At 39.2% G+C, this 3,966-nt stretch carries 6 protein-coding genes and 1 riboswitch; of the genes, 4 read left to right on the top strand and 2 right to left on the bottom strand.

Annotated features, from left to right (window positions below):
* The 4 genes from AC1DPZ_RS23480 to rplT form a co-directional block, all read left to right on the top strand.
* Nucleotides 1–135, top strand: a 135-nt coding sequence (locus tag AC1DPZ_RS23480; RefSeq protein ID WP_477408026.1) for a His/Gly/Thr/Pro-type tRNA ligase C-terminal domain-containing protein, incomplete at its 5' end; no start/stop codon positions are given.
* A gap of 1 nt (nucleotide 136) precedes the next feature.
* Complete coding sequence (infC, locus tag AC1DPZ_RS23475) at nucleotides 137–703, top strand: translation initiation factor IF-3 (RefSeq protein WP_477408024.1); 567 nt, start codon at nucleotides 137–139, stop codon at nucleotides 701–703.
* 125 nt (nucleotides 704–828) lie between these two features.
* Nucleotides 829–1,029: a 50S ribosomal protein L35 gene (gene rpmI, locus AC1DPZ_RS23470; RefSeq protein WP_477408022.1), complete on the top strand. Its 201-nt coding sequence runs from the start codon at nucleotides 829–831 to the stop codon at nucleotides 1,027–1,029.
* A gap of 78 nt (nucleotides 1,030–1,107) precedes the next feature.
* Nucleotides 1,108–1,452: a 50S ribosomal protein L20 gene (gene rplT / locus AC1DPZ_RS23465; protein ID WP_076369188.1), complete on the top strand. Its 345-nt coding sequence runs from the start codon at nucleotides 1,108–1,110 to the stop codon at nucleotides 1,450–1,452.
* Nucleotides 1,453–1,551: 99 nt separating this feature from the next.
* Here the strand turns inward: rplT and AC1DPZ_RS23460 are convergent, their stop codons facing one another.
* Together AC1DPZ_RS23460 and AC1DPZ_RS23455 are read right to left on the bottom strand one after the other, a co-directional pair.
* Nucleotides 1,552–2,301: an SRPBCC family protein gene (locus AC1DPZ_RS23460; RefSeq protein WP_477408020.1), complete on the bottom strand. Its 750-nt coding sequence runs from the start codon at nucleotides 2,299–2,301 to the stop codon at nucleotides 1,552–1,554.
* Nucleotides 2,302–2,367: 66 nt separating this feature from the next.
* Complete coding sequence (locus AC1DPZ_RS23455) at nucleotides 2,368–3,627, bottom strand: serine hydrolase (protein ID WP_477408018.1); 1,260 nt, start codon at nucleotides 3,625–3,627, stop codon at nucleotides 2,368–2,370.
* Between the two features lie 45 nt (nucleotides 3,628–3,672).
* A riboswitch (cobalamin riboswitch) is annotated at nucleotides 3,673–3,874 on the top strand.
* The last annotated feature ends 92 nt before the right edge of the window (nucleotides 3,875–3,966 follow it).

Genomic DNA, 3,966 nt, shown 5'->3' with positions numbered 1-3,966 from the left:
CCTTATATGTTAGTAGTGGGTGAAAAGGAAGCTGCCGAGGGCATGGTTTCTGTTAGGAAACACGGCCAGGGCGACTTGGGAAGTATGAGCATAGAAGATTTTAAAGAACAAATAATTAAAGAAATAAAAGTATAACTTGGCATTAAACAAACCTTTCAATAGAGGACCAAGGCTTCCTTTTAAGAAAAAAGAAGCTGAACACAATATCAACCAATTCATTAGGGCTCAGGAAGTTCGCCTTGTAGGTGATAACGTAGAGCAAGGAATTTTTTCACTAAGAGATGCTCTTGCTATAGCGCAGGAGCAGGAACTTGACCTGGTTGAAATATCTCCGAACGCTGTACCACCTGTTTGTAAAGTAACAGACTATAACAAGTTTATTTACGAGCAAAAGAAAAAGCTTAAAGAGATAAAGAGCAATGCCAAGCAAACTGTTATTAAAGAGATTCGCTTTGGACCAAACACTGATGATCATGACTTTGAATTTAAATTAAAGCATGCCATTAAATTTTTGGAATCAGGCGAAAAGGTAAGAGCTTACGTACACTTTAAAGGTCGTGCCATTGTTTATAAAGAGCAGGGCGAGATATTACTGCTGCGTTTTGCACAGGCATTGGAAGATGTAGGTAAAGTGGAGCAATTACCAAAGCTTGAAGGTAAAAGGATGTTTTTAACCCTGGCACCTAAAGCAGCTAAGAAATAGATAATAAATGTGCGGATTTCAGATGTGCAGATGTGCAGATGAGAAGAGCATTAAAGAGCAAACCCGCGGGTGTAATGATGTGCATATTTGCATATCTGCACATCTGCACATATAAATAAATAGTTATGCCAAAAATGAAAACCAATTCCAGTGCTAAAAAGCGTTTTAAGCTTACTGGAACCGGTAAAATCACACGGAAGAATGCATTCAAAAGCCACATCCTAACCAAGATGTCGACTAAACGTAAGCGTAACCTTGGTCACACCAGCTTAGTGTCTGATGCTGATATGGGAAATGTTAAACGTATGCTTTGCATCGGAAAGTAATTCACAATTTTTTTAACCAGGTATTAGAGTTTTAAGTTCGGCTGTAAAAGCAGGCACTCACTACCAAAATCAAACAACATGCCACGTTCAGTTAACGCAGTAGCGTCGAGAAGACGCCGGAAAAGGATCATGAACCTCGCCAAAGGTTATTGGGGTTCACGCAGCAAGGTTTATACCGTTGCAAAAAACACAGTTGAAAAAGGTTTACAGTACGCTTATCGTGACCGTAAAACCAAGAAAAGAGAATTCAGAGCTTTATGGATCCAGCGTATTAACGCAGGTGCCCGTCAGCACGGAATTTCTTACTCTCAATTAATAGGTAAATTAGCAGCAAAAGAAATCGGTTTAAACCGTAAAGTATTAGCTGATTTAGCAATGAATCATCCTGATGCTTTCAAAGCCGTGATTGATGCAGTAAAATAATATAATTTGCTGAGACCTGTTCTCGACGAATTAAAATAAAAACCGCCTGGTGACTAATTACCAGGCGGTTTTTTTGTGGGATCCATTTTTAATCTCAGCCTATGATATTACAATAATGGGTTCCTCTTTGTTGTCCAGGAAAAACTCGGGGCCGTTATCAATATCCATATACTGTTTAAAATTTTGCACGTCTTTATCAACCATCTTTTTAAATAAAGGGTTTAATACCTTAGCAAGGCCGGCGCCCAACCCACCTGCCGGCGGCTGGTAGCTAATCACAATATCTACAATGGTTCCGGTACCATCAATGGTGTCCTGGAAACGCACTTTGCCTGCATTATTAATTGTAGACTCGGGTAGCGAACTCCAGCCTATCATTTCGTTGGGTTCGTCTTTTACAATTTCTGCATGCCAGCTAACGGTTGCTACATCAGCAGGGAGCTTTAATACCCAATAAGAATACTTTGAGTCGATGACCTCAACACTTTCCAGGTGTTTCATAAACAGGGGGAGGTTATCAAACTTGCGCCAAAAATTGTAAACCTTGTGCCTGGGCTGATTAACGGTAAATGAAGACCGGATATTGATGTTAATAGGATTGGTTGATAATTTGCCAATTCGCTTATACAATTCGCAATGGCCGGTAATACCGCGGTTTAAAAGATACCCGCTGGCGCCTATTTTTAATATGCTTGCAAATGGGTTCGAAAAGATATGCTTAAAACCCGACCATCCCAGTTTTACGCCTCCAACGATAGATGTATAACGTTCGGGCCAGTTCAGGTTTACCCTGTCGTCGCCGTAAAGTACCGGGTAGTTATCGGTATATTTAACTAATGTAGTTGCCATAGTGTTATTTAATTGGGTGTAAAAACTAAACAGTATATAGCGGGCTAAGTTTTTGTTAATTGAACTTTATTTAACCTTATCGTAATTAAATTTAAATTTGGTTAAATCTGGTAAGCGTTTTTTTACTCTTTGTAGTTCGTATTTATAAATTACCTGCCCAAGGTTTTTCAGGAAAGGAAGGCAAACGGTTGTATACCCGTACTTGTTATCATTAAGGATCCCATCCTCGTTTGATTGCACTACCGCTGTAAGCATAAACTCAACTTTGTTTTTAAAATCTACAATGTAGGCATTATCAATATCGTATCCATAACTGTCGCCATATTTGTTAAAGATCCTGATATCGGCATTGGGTACTACTGTGCTATCGGCGCCGTAAAACAAAAGCTTACTCACAGTTGGGTAGTATTCGTGTCGGTTGTAGGTTGGCTTTACACTTTCGGTGGGAAACATGCTCATGTAACGATAAATGAATTGATAATCTGCTGCGGTTAAGTTAAAGCGCTGTGCTTTAGGGAAAACTTCTGGAAAAAGAAGCCGTTTTAATACCATCTGCTGGTCGGTAATGGTGTAAACGTTCTTTTCGGCAAAGCTGAACGGCTGCATTACCAGTTTATCATCCTTATCCAGGTAGCCCTTACCTTGTATCATGTTTTCTAACTGCATAGGATATTCGGTGCTATCATAAAGCGCCGGTTTGTGATAAACCAATTGAGCATCATTATAAAAATCAACCGGATTGGTATGTTTAGTGCCTTCCCCGGTATCGCCGATAGCAAGCCTGCCAATGATACGGGTATTGTTTAAATTATATTTTTTAAGTTTTTTGTTGATTTCTCCGCGACCAACAAATTCATATAGCCTGTTATAGGCATCATTATCACTTACCAGCAGGATCTTTTTGATGTAGTTTTCAATTGATGGAAGTCCGTTTGCAGATGAAGTATCCGTTTTAACTTTAGTTTGCCCGGTAAAGGCACTATCAGTTATCATTACAGATTGTTTTGTTAAGCCTTTAATTTTCAGCTCATTCAATTTCTCGAGCGTGAAAATAGCTGTTGGCAGCTTTACAGTACTTGCCGGGTAAAAATACCGGTTAGGCTTAAGCCGGTAACTATATGATTTAAAATGAGGGATGTTGTTTTTGTCCCGATCAATTTGTGTGTAAAGGATCTGGACTTCGTTTTGGGTTGGGTGATCGAGTATGCCTTTAAACAGTTCGGGCTGAGCTTGTAAAAGTTTTTTTAGGAACAGTGTATCGGGTTGTTGGGCAAAGCTTATTAAACCAATCATCATCAAAAATAACAAAGTGCAATACGTTTTCATCAGCATAAATATACAGATGTTTAGTTGTGGTTATTAATAGTTGTTGTACTTTTGCACCGCTTTAGGTTTCTTTGATAGGATATCATCAAAGAATTAAAAGGGAATACGGTGTAAATCCGGAACTGTCCCGCAGCTGTAAGCTCCATAACCATAGTTCATTCTTAAAGTCACTGTTCGGGTAAAACCGGACGGGAAGACAGAACAAAGGGGAGTAAGTCAGAAGACCTGCCAGAGCATTATAAATTATTCATAGCTTTCGTGGATTGAAGCCTGGATGTGAATGCTCTTCTTTTAGTAGCGTATTTTCATTTTGTCCTGTCTGTGTTGTGCTATTTAAAC

The sequence above is a fragment of the Mucilaginibacter sp. P4_G9 genome (assembly GCF_056400985.1).
The sequence above is the reverse complement of the archived record's forward strand: the minus strand, read 5'-3'. Positions and strand labels throughout refer to the sequence as shown.

Excerpts from the sequence above, each read along its gene's own strand:
- rpmI (WP_477408022.1), top strand. The coding sequence starts at position 829 with ATGCCAAAAATGAAAACCAATTCCAGTGCTAAAAAGCGTTTTAAGCTT.
- rplT (WP_076369188.1), top strand. The coding sequence starts at position 1,108 with ATGCCACGTTCAGTTAACGCAGTAGCGTCGAGAAGACGCCGGAAAAGG.
- AC1DPZ_RS23460 (WP_477408020.1), bottom strand. The coding sequence starts at position 2,301 with ATGGCAACTACATTAGTTAAATATACCGATAACTACCCGGTACTTTAC.
- AC1DPZ_RS23455 (WP_477408018.1), bottom strand. The coding sequence starts at position 3,627 with ATGAAAACGTATTGCACTTTGTTATTTTTGATGATGATTGGTTTAATA.